The 19,871-nt window shown below is 33.5% G+C and carries 16 protein-coding genes and 1 pseudogene; all 17 read right to left on the reverse strand.

What is annotated here, in order from left to right; translation table 11 throughout:
• Positions 1-99: pseudogene (locus ACWI69_RS04325) on the reverse strand (type I restriction endonuclease); the annotation flags it as partial.
• 33 nt (positions 100-132) lie between these two features.
• Positions 133-1,143: a tRNA (adenosine(37)-N6)-threonylcarbamoyltransferase complex transferase subunit TsaD gene (gene tsaD / locus ACWI69_RS04330; RefSeq protein ID WP_448820624.1), complete on the reverse strand. Its 1,011-nt coding sequence runs from the start codon at positions 1,141-1,143 to the stop codon at positions 133-135.
• Between the two features lie 103 nt (positions 1,144-1,246).
• Positions 1,247-1,972 carry a pyruvate formate-lyase-activating protein gene (gene pflA, locus ACWI69_RS04335; RefSeq protein ID WP_448820625.1) on the reverse strand — a complete coding sequence of 242 codons (726 nt, stop codon included), beginning with the start codon at positions 1,970-1,972 and terminating at the stop codon, positions 1,247-1,249.
• Positions 1,973-1,993: 21 nt separating this feature from the next.
• Complete coding sequence (pflB, locus tag ACWI69_RS04340) at positions 1,994-4,234, reverse strand: formate C-acetyltransferase (protein ID WP_448820626.1); 2,241 nt, start codon at positions 4,232-4,234, stop codon at positions 1,994-1,996.
• 181 nt (positions 4,235-4,415) lie between these two features.
• Positions 4,416-5,141 (reverse strand): lysophospholipid acyltransferase family protein, encoded by a 726-nt coding sequence (locus ACWI69_RS04345; protein WP_448820627.1) that lies wholly within the window; start codon positions 5,139-5,141, stop codon positions 4,416-4,418.
• Positions 5,135-5,695: a regulatory protein RecX gene (locus ACWI69_RS04350; RefSeq protein WP_448820628.1), complete on the reverse strand. Its 561-nt coding sequence runs from the start codon at positions 5,693-5,695 to the stop codon at positions 5,135-5,137. Before ACWI69_RS04350 ends, ACWI69_RS04345 begins: the two co-directional genes overlap by 7 nt.
• Entirely contained in the window at positions 5,667-6,746 is a 1,080-nt protein-coding gene (gene recA, locus ACWI69_RS04355; protein ID WP_448820629.1) for a recombinase RecA, read from the reverse strand. The genes ACWI69_RS04350 and recA overlap by 29 nt, the downstream gene beginning before the upstream one ends.
• A gap of 5 nt (positions 6,747-6,751) precedes the next feature.
• Positions 6,752-7,750, reverse strand: coding sequence for a glycosyltransferase family 9 protein (locus ACWI69_RS04360; protein WP_448820630.1), 999 nt, complete (start codon positions 7,748-7,750; stop codon positions 6,752-6,754).
• A gap of 1 nt (position 7,751) precedes the next feature.
• Complete coding sequence (locus ACWI69_RS04365; RefSeq protein WP_448820631.1) at positions 7,752-8,423, reverse strand: lipopolysaccharide core heptose(II) kinase RfaY; 672 nt, start codon at positions 8,421-8,423, stop codon at positions 7,752-7,754.
• Complete coding sequence (locus ACWI69_RS04370) at positions 8,423-9,436, reverse strand: glycosyltransferase family 9 protein (RefSeq protein ID WP_448820632.1); 1,014 nt, start codon at positions 9,434-9,436, stop codon at positions 8,423-8,425. Before ACWI69_RS04370 ends, ACWI69_RS04365 begins: the two co-directional genes overlap by 1 nt.
• Positions 9,437-9,438: 2 nt before the next feature.
• A complete protein-coding gene (locus ACWI69_RS04375) occupies positions 9,439-10,464 on the reverse strand; it encodes a glycosyltransferase family 9 protein (RefSeq protein WP_448820633.1) in 1,026 nt (341 codons plus the stop codon).
• Positions 10,465-10,599: 135 nt separating this feature from the next.
• Positions 10,600-14,175, reverse strand: a complete 3,576-nt coding sequence (nifJ, locus tag ACWI69_RS04380) for a pyruvate:ferredoxin (flavodoxin) oxidoreductase (RefSeq protein WP_448820634.1) — start codon at positions 14,173-14,175, stop codon at positions 10,600-10,602.
• Between the two features lie 173 nt (positions 14,176-14,348).
• Positions 14,349-15,554, reverse strand: coding sequence for an acetate/propionate family kinase (locus tag ACWI69_RS04385; RefSeq protein ID WP_448820635.1), 1,206 nt, complete (start codon positions 15,552-15,554; stop codon positions 14,349-14,351).
• A gap of 98 nt (positions 15,555-15,652) precedes the next feature.
• Positions 15,653-16,648: a phosphate acetyltransferase gene (gene pta, locus ACWI69_RS04390; protein WP_448820636.1), complete on the reverse strand. Its 996-nt coding sequence runs from the start codon at positions 16,646-16,648 to the stop codon at positions 15,653-15,655.
• Positions 16,649-16,781: 133 nt separating this feature from the next.
• Entirely contained in the window at positions 16,782-17,951 is a 1,170-nt protein-coding gene (ftsY, locus tag ACWI69_RS04395; protein ID WP_448820637.1) for a signal recognition particle-docking protein FtsY, read from the reverse strand.
• Between the two features lie 14 nt (positions 17,952-17,965).
• A complete protein-coding gene (locus tag ACWI69_RS04400) occupies positions 17,966-19,357 on the reverse strand; it encodes an NAD(P)/FAD-dependent oxidoreductase (RefSeq protein ID WP_448820638.1) in 1,392 nt (463 codons plus the stop codon).
• A 21-nt stretch (positions 19,358-19,378) separates the two neighbouring features.
• The gene (locus ACWI69_RS04405) at positions 19,379-19,855 is read right to left on the reverse strand and encodes a hypothetical protein (protein WP_448820639.1); all 477 of its coding nucleotides are present in this window, start codon (positions 19,853-19,855) and stop codon (positions 19,379-19,381) included.
• Between the last annotated feature and the right edge of the window lie 16 nt (positions 19,856-19,871).

The following is a 19,871-nucleotide window of genomic DNA, read 5'->3' on the forward strand; positions in this document are numbered from 1 at the left end:
ATATTGTTTAAAGTCCCATCCATCTATTGAACCACGAACATCATTTGCTATTTTCCAAATTTGTGATTGTAATTCAGCTCTTTGTATTACACTTGACATTTTTTCCTCCATCTGCCTTAAACTCTATCTTTTTTAATCTTTTGTTATATCCAATGTAGCTTTACCATTTAGCATTAAATCTGCAAATATTTTTCCTTTTCCATATTTGAGCTTATAATATGCTGCTTCAGCTATCATTGCTGCATTGTCAGTACAATATGCCATTGAAGGGTAGTTTACTTTTATCCCCAGTTTACTAGCTCTCATTGTTAACTCACTTCTCAATAATGAATTAGCTGCAACTCCTCCTGCTATTACAATTTGTCTAACCCCTTTGTCTTTAGCCGCTTTCAATGTTTTTTTGCAAAGTATATCCACTACTTTTTCTTGAAACGAAGCGGATAAATCTTCTGCCTTAAACTCTTCACCTTTCATTCTAGCTTTATTCACAGCATTTATAACAGAGGTCTTAATTCCTGAAAAACTGAAATTATACCCCTCCACCTTAGGTTCTGGTATTTTTAATGCCTCTTTGTTTCCTTTATAATAAAGTTTATCCACAATAGGTCCACCCGGGTACCCTATTCCCATAACTCTTGCTACTTTGTCATAACTTTCACCAACAGCATCATCCAAAGTTGCTCCTAAGTTTATAAAATTATGCTCTTTATCTATATACACTATATTTGTATGTCCACCAGATACCACTAAAGCTATACATGGTAATTCAATGTCGTGTTCTATAAAATTTCCATAGATATGTGCTTTTATATGATGAACAGGAATTAAAGGAATGTCATGTCCATAAGCTAATCCTTTGGCGAATGAAATTCCCACAAGAAGTGCTCCAATTAATCCTGGCGCATATGTTACAGCTATATAATCCACATCATCCATTGTGATTTTAGCTTTTTCTAAACTTTCCTCCAAAATTGTGGCTATATTTTTGATATGATGTCTTGAGGCAATTTCGGGCACTACTCCACCATACTCTTTATGTATCTCTATTTGAGAGGAAATATTATTGGATAAAACTTCTTTTCCATCCTTTAAAACGGCTATTGATGTCTCATCACAAGATGTTTCTATTCCTAATATAATCATTGATTTCTCCCTTTATGCTTTTCTTCAATTATATCATATTTTCTGTTAAAATATATAAAAAACTACCTTAGAACTTTTATGTTCTAAGGTAGTTAAAACTTCACTATTTAACTGTTAAACCTCTACTTTTAAATATACTTTTTGCATTTTCGAATCTTTCAGCTGAAAGCTGTTCAACTCCTTTTAAAGGATATTCTAGCCCCATCTTTTGCCATTTATACTCCCCTAAAGAATGATATGGTAAAATTTCAACTTTTTCCAAGTTATCAAAATCTTTTAAAAAATCAGCTAGTTTTTCCAACAACTCGTCGTTGTCAGTAATTCCCGGTACAACAACGTGTCTTACCCACATTGGCTTTCCTATTTCCTTCAAATATTTCGCAAACTGTAATGTCGGTTCCAATTCTATTCCAGTTAATTCCCTATATTGTTTTGAATCTATTGATTTTATATCCAATAGGACAAGGTCTGTATACTCTAAAGCCTCTTTAACTTTATCATTAAGTAAAAATCCAGAAGTATCAACTGCTGTATGTATACCTTCCTGTTTACAAAGTCTCAATAGCTCCTTTACATATTCAGGCTGAGTTAACGGATCACCACCTGTCACCGTAACCCCACCTGATTTTATAAAGTTTTTATATCTACAGATTTCTAAGAAAGTTTGTTCAGGAGTTTCCAAGAATTTTGCATCCTCTTTTTTCCATGTATCACTATTATGGCAATATTTACATCTTAAAGGACACCCTTGAGTAAACACCACATATCTAATACCTGGTCCATCTACGGTTCCAAAACTCTCGTGTGAGTGAATAAATCCCTTTTTCATTTCTTAGCACATCCTTTTTTATTACATATTTCCATTAATTGTTCTTGAAATAACGTCTAACTGTTGCTCTTTTGTTAATCTTACAAAATTAACTGCATATCCAGATACTCTGATTGTTAGCTGAGGATATTTCTCAGGATTTGCCATTGCATCCTCTAATAATGTTCTATCAAACACGTTAACATTCAAGTGTTGTCCTCCATCAGCTGTGAAGTATCCATCCATTAAAGCCACTAAGTTAGCTACTCTTTCCTCTCTAGATTTTCCTAGAGCTCCTGGTGTGATAGCGAATGTATAAGAAATTCCATCTTCTGCGTGGTGGAATGGTAATTTTGCTACTGAAGCAAGTGCTGCTACAGCTCCTCTTGTATCTCTTCCGTTCATTGGATTAGCTCCTGGAGAGAACGGAGTTCCTGCTGGTCTTCCACAAGGAGTTGTTCCTGTTTTCTTTCCATAAACTACGTTTGAAGTTATTGTTAGGATTGATTGTGTAGCTTTTGAATTTCTATAAGTTTCATGAGTTCTTATATAGTTCATGAATTTCTCCATTACTTCAATCGCTAACTTATCTGTTTCATCATTGTTGTTTCCGAATGGTACGTACTCACCCTCTCTTACGAAATCAACAGCTATTCCTCTCTCATCTCTAATCACTCTTACTTTTGCATCTCTAATAGCTGCTAATGAATCAGCAACAATCGATAATCCAGCAATTCCCGATGCTTGAGTTCTTAAAACTTCTACATCATGAAGAGCCATTTCAAACGCTTCGTAAGAATATTTATCATGCATATAGTGAATAACTTTTAAAGCATTGATGTAAACTCCTGCTAACCATTTTAACATTAGGTCATATTTTTCCATTACCTCGTTGAAATCTAAGTACTCAGAAGTAATTCCTTCAAATTTAGGTGCTACTTGTGCTCCTGACTTCTCATCTCTTCCACCGTTGATAGTATATAGTAAAGCTTTTGGTAAATTTACTCTAGCTCCAAAGAATTGCATTTGCTTTCCTATTTTCATTGGAGAAACACAACATGCGATTCCGTAGTCATCACCTAGTTCTGGTCTCATTAAATCATCATTTTCATATTGAATAGCTGATGTATCTATCGAAACTTTAGCACAGAAATTCTTCCAATTTTCAGGAGATTTTTGTGACCATAATACTGTTAAGTTTGGCTCTGGAGCTGGTCCTAAGTTATAAAGAGTATTTAAGTATCTAAAAGATGTTCTAGAAACTAAAGTTCTTCCATCTACTCCCTCTCCTCCTAAAGCCTCAGTTACCCAAGTAGGATCTCCTGAGAATAGCTCATTGTATTCTGGTGTTCTTAAGAATCTAATAATTCTCAGTTTTATAATAAATTGATCTATTAAATCCTGAGCTTCAGTCTCAGTGATTAATCCTTTTGCTAAATCCTTCTCTATATATATATCTAAGAATGTTGCAGTTCTTCCAACTGACATTGCTGCTCCATCTTGATCTTTTGTAGCTGCTAAGTATGCAAAATATACCCATTGAACTGCTTCTCTTGCGTTTGAAGCTGGCTTAGTAACATCAAATCCATAAGAAGCACACATTTTAACAAATGCTTTTAAAGCGTTGATTTGCTCTGTTATTTCCTCTCTTTTTCTGATAATTTCCTCAGTTAACTCTGGAGCCTCTGCTTTTTTTAATTCAAACTTTCTCTCTTGGATTAATCTGTCCACTCCATATAATGCTACTCTTCTATAATCTCCAATAATTCTTCCTCTTCCGTAAGCATCTGGTAGTCCAGTTACAATCCCTGATTTTCTTACTGCTTTCATGTCATCAGTATATGCTGAGAAAACTCCCTCATTATGAGTTTTTCTATATTTTGTAAAAATCTCTTTCGTTATTGGATCAATCTCATATCCATATGCATTTAAAGAGTTCTCAACCATTCTTAATCCACCTTTTGGATAGATTCCTCTCTTTAATGGTGCATCTGTTTGTAATCCCACTATTGATTCATTTTCTTTTGAGATGTATCCAGGTCCATAAGTATCGATTGATTGTGGATATCTTGTTTCTGCATCATAAACACCCTTCGCAATCTCTTCTTTGAACATTTCTGTTAACTTTGACCAAACAGCTTTTGTATTTTCAGTAGCTCCAACTAAGAATGACTCATCCCCAGTATATGGCGTGTAATTGTTCTGAATGAAATCTCTAACATTGATTTCTTTCTTCCATAAATTTCCTTTGAAATCTGACCAGTAAGATTGTAAGTTTTCCATCTTTTTTCCTCCTGAGTGGATTATAAATAATATATATTCCAATTATATTTTTTGTTTAAGCCTGTTAAGTTCAACTTAATTTTCAAGGAAATTATAGCATAAATAATAATTAGTGTCAAACTTTTCCCAAGTTTTTAAGAGTTTATTTTACACTTATTTAGTATGTTTTTTGGGCGTTTTTCTATCTCATCTCTTTAACTATCAATTCTCGAACAATCTCACTCAGGTTTCTACTATTTTCTTGATTTATTTTTCTCAAATCTATCGGTTTTCCTACAGTTAATCTGACTTTTTTATTTGGCTTTATTAAAATATTTTTTCTACTTTGGACAAAAAAAGTTCCATCTATTGTTAACGGCAAAATAATTCCATTGGTTTCTGTAGCTAATTTAAAACTTCCTTTTTTAAAACTTCCCACCTCTCCTGTCAAAGTTCTCTCCCCCTCTGGAAAGATTACAGTCGGATATCCCTGTTTGACTATATTAACTGCTTTTCTTATACTTTTTATTCCCTCTCTAGGATTGGATCTATCTAAGAATATACAGTTACTCATTTTCATCCACATTGAATAAAATGGCCAATTTTCCATCTCTTTTTTAGCTACAAATCCTACGGGTATACTTAATCCTGTAACTATCACTGGTATATCTAAGTTACTTGCATGATTTGCCACCACCACAATCCCATCTTCCAACTTCATTTTTTTATAAGCTGCTTCATCCAAATACACCACTTCTAAATCTATTTTGGCTGCTTTTACCATTTTTTCTGAGAGTTTTTTTAACTCTTTTCGTGCAGCAAAAGGTGCTTTGTCACTAGACATTTTTTTTATTTTTCTAGCCTTAAATAGTGTCAAATATATAAACTCAAGTAGTACTACTAATGTAACTTTAAATAATGTTAACATTCTTCCTCCCTTTTCTTAGTTATAACTCTTTTGATGTCACTGTATGAAAACCCCTTCCTCATAAGAGAAGCTATTTTTTTATGTTCTTCTTTTTCTCCAAGTTTATCCCACGCTTTAGATAACTCCTCTAATTCACCATCCTCTTCATAAAAACTCAACGCTTCCTCTATTACCTCAAAAGCGACTCCCTTTATTTTTAACTCGTACGCTATCTTTTTCTTTCCACACTTCTTATTTTTAGCATATGAAACAGCGAATTCTCTATCATCAATATAACCAGCCTCTTCTAATTTCTTTATAACTTTTATTACCGCAGTTTTTTCCCAATATTTTTGTACAAGTTTATTGTATATCTCTTTTTTCGTATAGTCTCTCTTGGCTAAATAATAATATGACGTGGAGAGAGCAGCTAACTCTAACACCTGTAAGTATTCTTCATGAGATAGCTCCTCTCTCCTTTTTAAATCATATTTGTTTACTATTTCGTTATTTAGACCTATACTCAAACCATTTTCAAAGAGATATTTATTCTTCAATAATCTCTTCAATTTCAACTTCTTCCTCTTCTCCCTCTTCAGATGTGTGAAGTACTATTGTATTTTTCTCTAAAAGCTGGTTTATTTTTTCTTCAATTGCTGCCAATAGCTCCACTTCAGTCTCCAGTCTAGCTTTTACATTTTCTTTACCTTGACCAAGCCTAATATCCCCAAAGCTGAACCAAGCTCCAGATTTAGCAACAATATCATTATCTAAAGCCATATCTAGAATCTCTCCAACTCTAGAAATTCCTTTACCATACATAATTTGGAATTTAGCTTCTTTAAAAGGAGGAGCAACTTTGTTTTTTGTAACCTTTACTACAGTTTCGTTTCCTATAACCTCTTCTCCCTGTTTTACACTTCCAACTCTTTTTACTTCCATTCTCACTGATGAGTAGAATTTTAGAGCCTTTCCACCTGTTGTTGTTGTTTGAGGACCAAAACTAAATCCACCAATCTTATCTCTAACCTGATTTATAAATATCATTGTTGTTTTTGATTTATTTATAGAACCTGTTAATTTTCTTAAAGCTTTTGACATTAATCTTGCTTGAAGTCCCATCTGTTGATCAGACATCTCGCCATCTATTTCTGCTTTTGGAACTAACGCTGCCACTGAATCGACAACAATAACATCAATCGCTCCAGATCTAACTAACATATCTGCTATCTCCAATGCTTGTTCTCCAAAATCTGGCTGAGAAATCAATAACTCCTCTACATCCACTCCCAACGCTTTTGCATACACTGGGTCTAGAGCGTGCTCTGCATCTATAAATGCAGCTACTCCACCCATCTTTTGTGCTTGAGCTACTATATGTAATGCTATTGTTGTTTTTCCTGAACTCTCTGCTCCATATACCTCTATAATTCTTCCTCTAGGAACTCCACCTAACCCAAGAGCCAAATCCAAATTTATACTTCCCGTTGGAACAACTTCAATATTCATACCTTGGTTCTCTCCAAGTTTCATTATTGATCCTTCACCAAAGTCTTTTCTTATCTGTTTTAATGCTGTTTCTAGAGCTTTTGACTTATCTGTTGTATCTACTGCCTTTTTTGCCATATCAATTACCTCCCGTGTTTTTCTATTATTTCCATTACCATTGTTGCATTCAATTTTTTCATACAATTAAAATGTTTCTTCGGACAAACTTTATCTCCATGTAAACTACAAGGTGAGCATGGTTCATTCAAGTAAATCAATATATTTTTTTCATCATACTCAAACATTGCTGGACTGGTTGGACCAAATATAACAAATGTTGGACATTTTACACCTCTTGCTATATGAAATGGTCCAGAGTCATTTGTAACCAAAAATTTAGCTTTTGAAAGTAATGCTCCACTCTCTTTTAGAGTCAATTTCCCAGCTAAATTTATAGCTAATCCATCCGCCATTTTTTTTATTTCCTCACACATCTCATACTCACTACTTGAACCTATCAAAATTGGTTTCTTTCCATATTTATTATAAAGTAGTTTTGATAATTCTGCAAACCCTTCTTTAGTCCATTTTTTAGTTTCCTTTGAAGCTCCTGGAGCTATCATTGGAACGTTGTCATATTCTATACAAAATGTTTCTAATTTTTTCAAATCTTTTTTTTCAAAACTAAAAGTTAAATCTTCACCACTGTATTCCAACCCCAAAACTTTAAAAGCACCAAAATAATTTTTAATTATAGTATCATCTACTCTATACTTAATTGCTTTAGTTTTAACCAGAATACTCTTCAATAAACTTCTTTTTTTATAAGTGTATGCTTTGCACCCAATTGCACTCCTTATAATTTTTGACCTTATCTTTGCGTGTAAATCAAATATATAGTCATAATTATTTAATTTTAATTCTTTTCCCAAAATTATCATATTTTTTAAACCGTCATGCTTTTTCTTATTAAACAAAATTAGATTATCTATATAGGGGCATCCCGATATCGCATCTTTAAAATTTTCCATAACTAAAAAATCTATAATTATATCTGGATACTTTTTTTTCAATTCCTTTAAAATAGGAGTAGTCAACACCACATCTCCTATTGAGCTAAGTCTTATTATTAAAACTCTCAACTTATCTTTCCTTTCCTCTAATTATTTTTTTCATTTTTCCAATCCAATGCAGGTAACTGTTTAAACTTTTTGCTAATTTATAACTTAAAGTTGTCTTATCGTAACCATCAATATCTTTGTGGCAACTTTCCTCCAAATATATAAACTCGTATACCTCTCCTGCCTTTCCATATCTATTTTTCATCAATTTTGCATCTATTAAATAAATCTCATGGTTTTCTACTATGAAGTTGCTTAGCTGAGAATCTCCATGTAAGTATCCTTTTTCATGTATTTTCTTTAATTCATTCTCCACTATTTTTAAATCTTTTTGAGTTGCTGGCTTTCCAGATAAGTGTGAACTCACTAAAAAAGAGTCCACACATACTCCCAAAATTTTCTTTTCCCAATACATAATAGGAATAGGTCCTTTAAACCCAAGTTTTTGTATTCTTAAATAATTTGCATACTCTCTTTTACTTTCACTTCCTCTAATTAAAGAGGTTATTCTTTGCCATGTACGTTTATTTTTTTCTTTTGGAATTTTATAAACGTATCTATCTCCGTCGATTTCAATCAATCTAACTACACTTCTATTATCATCTTTTAAACTCTTAATAGTTTTGAACTCTTCTTTTTTTATCTTATTAACTAACTTAAAGTCTGCTTCAGTGTTACACAATATTTTTTCCATTATCCCCTCTTCAAAATCTGTAGAATTTTATCATAGACTTGTTTCGGTTTTATATCTAACATACATTTGAAATGTCCCTTTGGGCATTTGTCACCCCCATGTATCGCACACGGTCTGCATGAAAGGTTTTTTACTTCCAAAACATCACTATTTTGACTCCATGGAAAGAAACCAAACGCTTCCACTGTTGGACCAAAAACTGCAAGAATTGAAGTATTTTTAAAAGCAGATGCTATATGTATCGGTGATGAATCATTTGTTAAGACTACATCTACTCTTTTTAAAACTTCTGCTAGTTCCAATAAAGTTGTTTTCCCTCTCAAATCTAAAACTCCGTGCTTAGCATTTATATTTAGATGTAGTTCGTCTTTACCACCAACAACGATAACGCTTCTGTTATCTTTTATTAATAGGTCAATCACTTCATTAAAATATTCTAAAGGCCATTTTTTTGTAAACCATTTACTTCCCGGAGCTACTGCAACAATCTCTTTATTTTTTAAATTATTATCACTCCAAATTTTATCGACAGTTTCAATATCTCTCTTACTTGGATACAATTCAATTGGATATCTATCTCTCGGGTTATTTGGTACATCTCCCATAAAAGATAGTAACTTCTCTACTTCATGTTTACTTTTGTCATATTTTATTTTATCTGTAAACAAGCAAGACCCGCTTGCTATATCATATCCCACTCTCTTTGGCGATCTTGCTAACCATCCCAGAATAGAACTTCTAAGATACCTATGAGGTGTTATGACTATATTAAAGTTTTCATATCTTAATCGTCTGCCTAAAGCCAATAATCCTTTAATTCCTGAATGAGTTTTTCTCTTATCATACTCTATTATCTCTGTTATCATTGGATTATTTCTCAAAATAGTAGCACCAACTGGAGTGGTTACATATGTAATCTTTGCTTCTGGATATACCTCTCTTATTCTTTTTAATAGCGGTGTCGACAAAACAATATCACCTATAAAAGCTGTATGTATTACCAATATTTTCACTTCTATCTCTCCATTCTCTCTACTATTGCTTGAACTATCTTTTCCTTTACATCTTCATTATAGGAATCAAACTCTTTATGTTTATAATTTTCTTTTGTATTTTCATCTGGTATTATATACGTGACATCTTCATTTCCAAAGACTCCCCATCTTACTAAACTTTGAGTTGCTTTTTTAGGATACAATGCCACAATACTTTTTTGTAAAGAACCTGCTATATGAGTTGGACCCGTCGATCCACCAAAATAAACTTTAGCTCTATCTATAATCGCTCCTATGTTTAAAAGCTCACCACCATTAGCAAAAAGGTATACTTTATCTTTTCCTATTTCTTCTAAAAGTTTCAGTCCTCTCTCTTCGTCTGAAATATGAGCAGTTACTATTATGTCCACCTCTTCAACTCTGTCTATAACCTCTCTCAAAATATCGGCATATTGTTTATCAGTTATATTCTTTGCAGACCCTCCCATAAAAGGGTTTACAACCAATACTTTATCTCCGATACAATTATCTTTAAAAAACTTTTCAGCAGCTTCCAAATTACTTTTATCTAAAAAAATCTGAGTATTTATTTCAAATTTATTTTCAAAAAGTTTTTTGTCCAGCTTTTTTATTAAATCCAAATTATATTCCGCTTCATGTTTTATTGATTTAGATCTTTTTTGTAAAACTCCTCTGTTGAAAGTAAAAAAAGACTTTAACTTCGATAAAGGACCTATTTTCACTTTAGCTTTACTTGCTTTTGCTAGCTCCATTACAAAGTTATCAACATATAACGCAATAAAAACATCTGCATTGAAATATTTTATTTTTTCTAAAAGTTCCTTCCGTCTATATCTATCTATTTGAACAACTCTATTTATATATGGTAGATTCTTTACTATGTTATAATTGTAATCCCTTACCAATAAAGTTATCTCAGCATCTGGATACATCTTTCTAAGCATAAAAAAACTAGGAATTGATAGAATTAAGTCACCTATTTTATCCGTTCTTGCTATTATTATTTTTTTATAAGTATGAACCATTCCTATTCATCTCCCTCAGTTAAAAATATTTTATCACTTACTCCTAATTATACCAAATAATACGCTAATTTACAAAAAAGTTTTATAATAAAAAAGAGATAAGATATTTCTATCTTATCTCTAAAATACAAAGAATTACTTAGCTTCAGCTGTGAAGTCTAATGATGCAAGTCTTTGGTATTGTCTCCATCTTCTTTGAGACTCTAATTTATTTTTAGCAAATAGCTCTTTTGCGTGCTCTGGTTTAGATTTTGCTAATGTAGCATATCTAACCTCTCCCATTAGATAGTCGTTGTAGTTATCCCAGTTAGGTTCTTTACAATCAATTTGTAGAGGGTTCTTTCCTTCTTTTTCCAATAGTGGGTTATATCTAAATATTGGCCAGTATCCACACTCAGTAGCTTTTTTCATCTCTAGTTGGCTGTTACCCATTCCATTCTTTAATCCATGACTGATACATGGTGCATAAGCTATAATTATTGATGGTCCTGGATATGCCTCAGCTTCAGCGATTGCCTTTAAGTATTGAGCTTGGTTTGCCCCCATAGAAACCTGTGCAACATAGATATGTCCGTAAGACATTGCTATTGCAGCTAAATCTTTCTTTTTATTAGGTTTTCCTGCTGCTGCGAACTTCGCTACCGCTCCTGTTTGTGTTGATTTAGATGCTTGTCCTCCTGTGTTAGAGTAGATTTCAGTATCCATTACTAAAACATTTATATCATCTGAAGAAGCTAATACATGGTCTAATCCACCATAACCTATATCATAAGCCCATCCGTCTCCTCCAAATATCCATTGTGATTTCTTAACAAGATATTGTTTTAACTCTAAAATCTCTGCTGATACTCCACAGTCACACGCTTCTAGAACTGGAACTAATCTATCTCTTATCTCTTTAGTTTTATTTCCGTCTGCTCTATTTTCAATCCACTCAGCAAACATTGCTGCAACTTCTGGAGCAACATTTTCCATATTTTCTTCCATTATTGTTTGGATTCTATCTCTCATTGTTTCAACAGCTATTGTCATTCCATATCCAAACTCTGCGTTATCCTCAAATAATGAGTTACCCCATGATGGACCTTCTCCACAACTATTTGTCGTATATGGAGTTGATGGTGCTGATCCTCCATAAATTGACGAACATCCTGTAGCATTAGCTATCATCATTCTATCTCCAAATAGTTGAGTTATCGCTTTGATGTAAGGTGTTTCTCCACATCCTCCACAAGCTCCATGGAATTCAAATAACGGTTGTGCAAATTGTGATCCTTTTACTGATGTCTTAGGCATAAATTCATCTTTATATGTCACTTCGTTGAATAGGTAATCCGCATTTTCTTGCTCTCCCTTCTCAACCTCTTGTCCGATAGGTACCATTACTAAAGCTTTCTCTTTAGCTGGACACACATTAGCACATAGTCCACATCCTGTACAATCTAAAGGAGACACTTGAATTTTATACTCTAGACCCTCTAATCCTTTTCCAATAGGTGTTTTTGTTTTTAACTCATTTGGTGCTCCCGCCTTCTCCTCTGCTGTCATTAAGAATGGTCTTATAACTGCGTGTGGACAAACGTATGAACACTGGTTACACTGAATACAATTTTCTGCTTTCCACTCAGGTACATTTACTGCAACTCCTCTTTTCTCAAAAGCAGTTGTTCCATTTTCAAATGTTCCATCTTCATATCCTAGGAATGTAGAAACTGGTAACTCTTCACCTTTTAAAGCATTTATAGGTTTTGCAATTTTTTCTACAAATGATTCTAGTTTTGTAGAACCACATCCACATCCTGTACAAGAGCATGCCTCTTTCTCCTCTGCACATTCAGTTGATAAATTAGCCCATGCAGGGTCAACTGTAATTTGAACTAATTCTCCAGCTCCTTTATCGATAGCTTCATAGTTCATTTTAACAATTGCGTCACCTTTTTTAGCATATGATTTTTCAGCATATTGTTTCATGTATTTTTGTGCATCCTCAAATGGAATAACATCTGCCAATTTAAAGAATGCTGATTGCATTATTGTATTAGTTCTTCCTCCTAATCCAATTTCTGCTGCTAGTTTGTTAGCATTTATAATATAGAACTTAGCATTTTTCTCTGCTAATTGTTTTTTTACTGAGTTTGGTAAATGTGCTATAACTTCATCTTTGTCCCACACACAGTTCAATAGGAATGTTCCACCTTGCTTTAATCCACTTATCATATCGTATTGTGTCAAGTACGCTGGTACAGAACAAGCTACGAAATTTGGTGAAGATACCAAATAAGTTGATCTGATTGGATGCTTTCCAAATCTTAAGTGAGATCTTGTTGATCCACCAGATTTTTTTGAGTCATATGCAAAGTATCCTTGTGCATATAAATCTGTTTTATCTCCGATAATCTTAATTGAGTTTTTATTAGCTCCAACTGTTCCATCTGATCCAAGTCCAAAGAATAAGCATTCTCTTACTCCCTCTGCTCCTGTTTCAATATGAGGTCCAACTTCAAGAGATTTGAATGTAACGTCATCAACGATTCCTACTACAAATCCATCTTTTGGCTCAGCTTGTTTTAAGTTATCAAATACAGCTTTCATTTGAGCTGGTGTTGTATCTTTTGAAGATAATCCATATCTTCCACCTACGATTACTGGAGCATTTTCCATTCCATAGAACAATCCTCTAACGTCCATATATAATGGCTCTCCTAGTGCTCCTGGCTCTTTTGTTCTATCCAATACAGCAATTTTCTTTACTGTCTTAGGGAATACGTTGAAGAAATACTCAGCAGAGAATGGTCTATATAGGTGAACATTTATTAATCCTACTTTTTCTCCTTTTTCCACTAAATAATCAACTGTCTCCATCAATGTTTCGCAAACAGATCCCATAGCAATAACAATATGCTCTGCATCTGGTGCTCCATAATAGTTAAATGGCTTATAATCTCTTCCAGTTACTTTTGAAATTTCTTCCATATAATTAGCTACAATAGCAGGAACTGCATTATAGAATTTATTTTGTACCTCTCTAGTTTGGAAGTAGATATCGTCGTTTTGAGCTGTTCCCTTTGTCACTGGGTGCTCAGGATTTAAAGCTCTCTCTCTAAAGGCTTTAATAGCATCCATATCTACTAATCTCTTAAATACATCAAAATCCATCACTTCAACTTTTTGAATTTCATGAGAAGTTCTAAATCCATCAAAAATATTCATGAACGGAACTCTTGATTTAATAGCTGCTAAATGTGCAACTCCTGATAAATCCATTACTTCTTGTACTGAGCTCTCAAATAACATAGCAAATCCAGTTGGTCTAGCTGCATAAACGTCTTGGTGGTCACCAAATATAGATAGTGCTTGTGCTGCTAAAGCTCTTGCTGAAACATGGATAACCCCCGGTAAAAGTTCTCCAGCTATTTTATACATATTAGGTACTTTTAATAATAACCCTTGTGATGCTGTATATGTTGTAGTTAAAGCTCCTGCTTGTAAAGATCCATGAACTGTTCCAGCTGCTCCTGCTTCTGATTGCATTTCAACAACTTTTACTGGAACTCCAAACATGTTTTTCATTCCTCTTGATGCCCACTCGTCAGTGTACTCAGCCATTGGCGATGATGGAGTTATCGGATAAATACCTGCTACTTCTGTAAAAGCATATGATGCATATGCCGCAGCTTGGTTACCATCCATAGTTTGCATTTTTTTAGCCATTTGAATTGTCCTCCCTTTTTTAATCGACTCTAAAGTTAACTCTATTTTACGAGCATTCCTATTAATTGTCAATTAAAGTTCTTGATTTTTTTAAGAAATTTTTAAACTAATTCAACCAAATATAATTTTTTACTGACTAATATGTTTATTTTTTAAACAGCTTTTAATACTAACTATTTCGTAGCATTTACAATTTCGTAAGTATCTCTAGCTATTACTAACTCTTCATTCGTAGGTATTTTAAATACTTTCACTTTAGATGTTTCTTTTGTTAAAAGTACATTTCCTTTTTGTCTCTTAGAGTTAACTTCCGTATCTAATTCAACTCCCATAAACTCTAACCCTTTCAACACATCTCCTCTAACTTTTCCAGAATTCTCTCCAATTCCTCCAGTGAAGCAAATTGCGTCTACTCCACCCATTTGAGCTGCATAGTTCCCAATATATCCTCTTATTTTATAGGCAAACATATTTTCAGCTAATAACGCTCTTTCATTTCCTGCTGCCGCCGCAATCTCCATATCTCTACAGTCTGAAGACTCTCCAAATACTCCTAAGATTCCAGATTTTTTATTCATTCTGTCATCCATCTCTTTATCTGATAATCCTCTTTTATTTTTTATAAATAAAACTGCCGCTGGATCAATATCTCCGCATCTAGTTCCCATCATAATTCCTTGTAATGGAGTTAATCCCATTGTTGTATCGATACATTTACCATTCTTAACTGCAGATATAGATCCTCCATTTCCTAAGTGGCAAACAATTATTTTTGATTCAGCTGGATTTCCTAATAACTCTCTAGCTACCCCTGAAACAAACTTATGAGATGTTCCATGGAATCCATATTTTCTAACTTTTAACTCTGTATAATCCTCATATGGTAAAGCATACATATATGCCTCTTTTGGCATTGTTTGGTGGAATGATGTATCAAATACTCCAACATTTGGTTTCCCTGGCATCAATTCTTGCATTGTTCTTATTCCTAATAGATTTGCAGGATTATGTAATGGCGCTAACTCTGAACACTCTTCCATTGCCGCCATAACTTCTGGAGTTACTAATACTGATGAAGCAAATTTTTCTCCACCATGTACTACTCTGTGACCAATTGCATCAATCTCATCTACTGATTTTATTACTCCATACTCTGGATTTGTAATAGCATTTATTACTAGCTCTAAAGCTTCCTTGTGAGTTGGCATATCTTGTTTTATCTCAATTTCAAAATCATTAGCCGGAGTTTCATACTCCATTTTTGATCCTTCAATTCCTATTCTTTCACAAAGTCCAATTGCAAAAAGTTCTCCTGATTCAGGATTTAATAATTGGTACTTTAGAGATGAACTACCACAGTTAATAACTAAAACTTTCATTAAATTTACCACCTTAATTTTATTTTTTATTTTAATATATTTAATTAGTAAGGAGTTAAAACTCCCCACTAACTTTTTGCCTCAACCTAAATTTTCTTCTATCCAGCTTGAACCGAAGTTATTGCAGCTAAATCTACTATATCTTTAACTGAACATCCTCTTGATAAATCATTTATTGGAGCTGCTAACCCTTGAATTAAAGGACCATATGCTTCCGCATTAGCCAATCTTTGAACTAATTTATATCCAATATTTCCTGCTGCCAAATTAGGGAATATTAATACATTAGCTTTCCCTGCTACTTTGGAATTCGGAGCTTTTTTCATTCCTACTGATGCCACTAAAGCAGCATCTGCCTGTAACTCTTCTTCAAATGCAAAACTTGCATTTCTTTCTCTCAAAATCTCTCCTGCTCTTTTTACAACATCTACTGAATCATGATTTGCAGATCCTTTTGTAGAGAACGACATAAGTGCAACTTTTGGTTCTAATCCAGCTACTGTAGCTGCTGTTACAGCTGCTTCTGATGCAATGTCAGCCAATTGTTCTGATGTTGGTTCAGGAATTACAGCACAGTCTCCAAATACTAAAATCTCTCCATAAGTTTCTATATTATGTTTTAACTCCATTAAGAATACCGATGATACAGTTTTTACTCCCGGCTTTGTCCCAACAACCTGTAACCCCGCTCTTAAAACATTTGCTGTAGGTGAATCAGATCCAGAAACCATTCCAGCTACATCTCCCATTTTAACCATCATAGCACCAAAGAAATTAACATCTGTTGTCAATATTTTTTTTGCTTCTTCAGGAGTCATTCCTTTTTTTGCTCTCAATTCACAAAGTTTATCAACATATGAAGCCAATTTATCGGTAGTCTTTGGATCAATAATCTCAACACCCTCTAAAGATACTCCCAGTTTTGAAGCAAATGCTTTTATCGTCTCCACATTTCCTACCAATACTGGAGTTCCCAACTTTTCCTCAACTACCCCTGCTGCTGCTCTGATTACTCTCTCATCAGTAGCCTCAGGAAGAACTATTTTGTTTCCTAAAGTTTTTGCTTTCTCTTTAATTTGAACTATAATGCTCACTTTAAGTCCTCCTCTATTTTTATTAAATAAATTTCATATTTTTAACCATACTGTAATACTGCTCATAATTTTCAACTATATATTAACAAATTTTATATATATTTACAACAGAAATTCTATTTTTTTTAATATACTAATCAAAAATTGCTTGTATATACTCTTTACTATCAAATTCCCTTAAATCCTCTATTCCTTCTCCAACTCCTATGTATTTTATAGGTTTTTTTAGCTCCTCGGAAATACTAAATAGTATACCACCTTTTGCCGTTCCATCCAATTTAGTAACAATAAATCCTGTTAGTTTTGTCACTTCATTAAATACTCTTGCTTGAATCAAGCCATTTTGTCCAGTAGTTCCATCTAACACTAAAATAGATTCATACGACTGGTCTCCTATTTTTTTCTTTATAATATTATTTATTTTTTCTAACTCTTTCATCAGATTGTTTTTATTGTGTAATCTTCCTGCCGTATCAATAATTACAACATCTGCATTTTTATCTTCCCCTGCTTTTAAAGTGTCAAAAACAACTGCACCTGGATCAGCTCCTTGTGAATGTTTCACTATTTCTGCTCCCGCTCTTCTTGCCCATTCCTCTAATTGCTCAACTGCTGCCGCTCTAAATGTATCCGCTGCACCTATCACAACTTTTTTACCATCTTTTACTAACTTAGCAGCAATTTTTCCAATAGTTGTTGTCTTTCCAACACCATTTACTCCAACTATTAATATTACATTCATTCTTCCGGGCTGAATATCCAACTCAGTATTTTCTGTAATCAAATACCCTTCTAATACATCTTTTAATACTGGATATACATCTTCAGGTTTTTTGACTCCTCTAGCTTTTACCTCCGCTTTCAAATCTTTCACTATTTTTAATGTCATCTCAATACCAATATCTGATTGCACCAAAGTATCTTCTAACTCTTCGTACATCTCTCCATCAACTATAGATTTTCCTGTAAAAATGTTTTTTAAAGTTCCAAATAGCCCCTCTCTTGATTTGAAAAGTTTTTCCTTAAGAGATATGAAAAAACTTCTTTTTTCAACTTTTGGTTTTTCCATATACACAACTTCATCTTTTACTTCTTCATTCTCTATTGTATGTTCTTCTTTTTCTTCATCCTCTATCGCTTTTTCTACTGCTTCGTCTATTTTTTCATTCTCTTCATATTTTTGCTCTTTTATCTCCTCAAGAGATTCTATCTCCTCTTTTACTACCTCTTGCTCCAACTTTTCTTTTTGCTCTTCAATTTTATCCTCTTTTTTTCTACCGAAAAGTTTATTAAAAAATCCCATTATAGTCCTCCAAATTATTTAGAAATTATATGCCTTACAGCTAGTATCCCCATTACCGCAGCTATATTTAAGCCACTCCCATATCCTGAACTATCACCTGCTGCATACAATCCCTTTATATTAGTTTCCATATTAGCGTCTATTTTTATTCTTGTACTTCTGAATTTTATCTCTGGAAAATACAGTAACAAATCACTTGATGCGAATCCAGGTGTTATTTTGTCGTGAACTTCTATAAATTCTATGATATTGTCCAAAATTCTCTTTGGACACGCTAGAGCTATATCACCAGCTACATAGTCCTCTGTTGTCGGAATTATATTTAACCTTGCTATGGATTCATCTGTTGATCTTCTTCCCACTTTTAAATCCCCATAAGATTGCATCAATATTTTACCACCAGTCAACATAGACGACATTTTTGCTATAGCTGTTGCGTACTCAAACGGTTGCTTAAACGGTTGTGTGAATGTCTTTGTACACAATAGGGCTAAATTTGTATTTTGAGACTTTTTGTCTTTATATGCGTGTCCATTTGCTAGTACTACATCATCACTGTGTTTTTCCGCAGCTATAAATCCACTTGGATTTGAACAAAAAGTTCTCATCTTATCTTTATACTTAGTTGTATAGTATATCATCTTTGCTTCATAGAAATTTTCATTGATATCTTTCATTACTAAGTCAGGTATCTCCACCCTTACACCTAAATCAATTGCTCCCATTTCATAGGATACACCCGACTCCTCGCACATCTCCATCAGTTTCTTTGCACCACTTCTTCCGAGTCCAACTACAACATTTTTTGCAAAATACTTTTCAATTTCATCCTTTTTATTTCTTACAGTTACACCTTTTATCTCTCCATTTTCTATCAATAATCCTTCTGCTGATCTCTCAGTTAGAAACTCTACACCTTGCTCCAATAAAAAGTTCACCAATCTATTATACAACTCTCTTGATCCGTCTGTTCCCAAATGCATAGTTGGTGTATCTACTAACTGTACATTATTTTCAATACATCTTTTCTTTATCTCTAACATGACTTGATTATACTCTAAACCAGATGGTTTTTCATCAAATCCAAACTCTTTATATATATCCGCTACGTACTGAATAGTTTCGTTTACAAGCACTTTCCCAGTTAAAACATGAACATCTCCGCCTACTCTATAATCCATATTGAATTTAGAGTCTGAAAAGGCTCCTGCTCCAGAAACTCCGTAAATAATTGCACAAGTTGGACATTTCACGCATGATCCCAGCTTTTCCTTCGGACAAACTCTCTGTGTCAACATTCTTCCCTTATCTAAAACAAGAATTTTTAAATCTTTATTCTTTTTTATAGCTTCATAAGCTCCAAAAACTCCTGCCTGTCCACCACCTAAAAATATAATATCGTACATTTGTTTTCCTCCATTTATTTTCTATTGTCTGACCCAGTTTATTTTTTCTATATAGATGTCCTCTGGTAGATTGGGATGAATCTCACCCGTTCTTTGAGAATAGTTATAATTCCATCCCCCATTTTTACTTATATTTTTAAAATCTTGTACATCATAAACTTCATTTGATGCAATTATCGAGTTACTGCCGTAGGTTTTAGCCAAAGTTTTTCGCCCATAAATATCTGCAAAAGATATCTTTTGCCCATATTCATTTGTATAGTCTAAAAGATGCAAGTTCATATTTACTCCCGGCTTTGTCAATTCAGGATAAGTTCCTGTCAATTGATAATACTTCTCTAAAGCTATTCTAAGCTCCTTTGTACTTCTTACTGTTTCATCAATTTTATATGTTCCTGTTAGATCATCAATCCCTCTCATAGCAAGATATATAAATAGAATAGTCACCGCTATATTTATAATCCAATTTAAAGTAGTTATTCTCCTGTCTTTTTCCATCCTATAGAACTCCATC

This window comes from Cetobacterium sp., assembly GCF_977044495.1.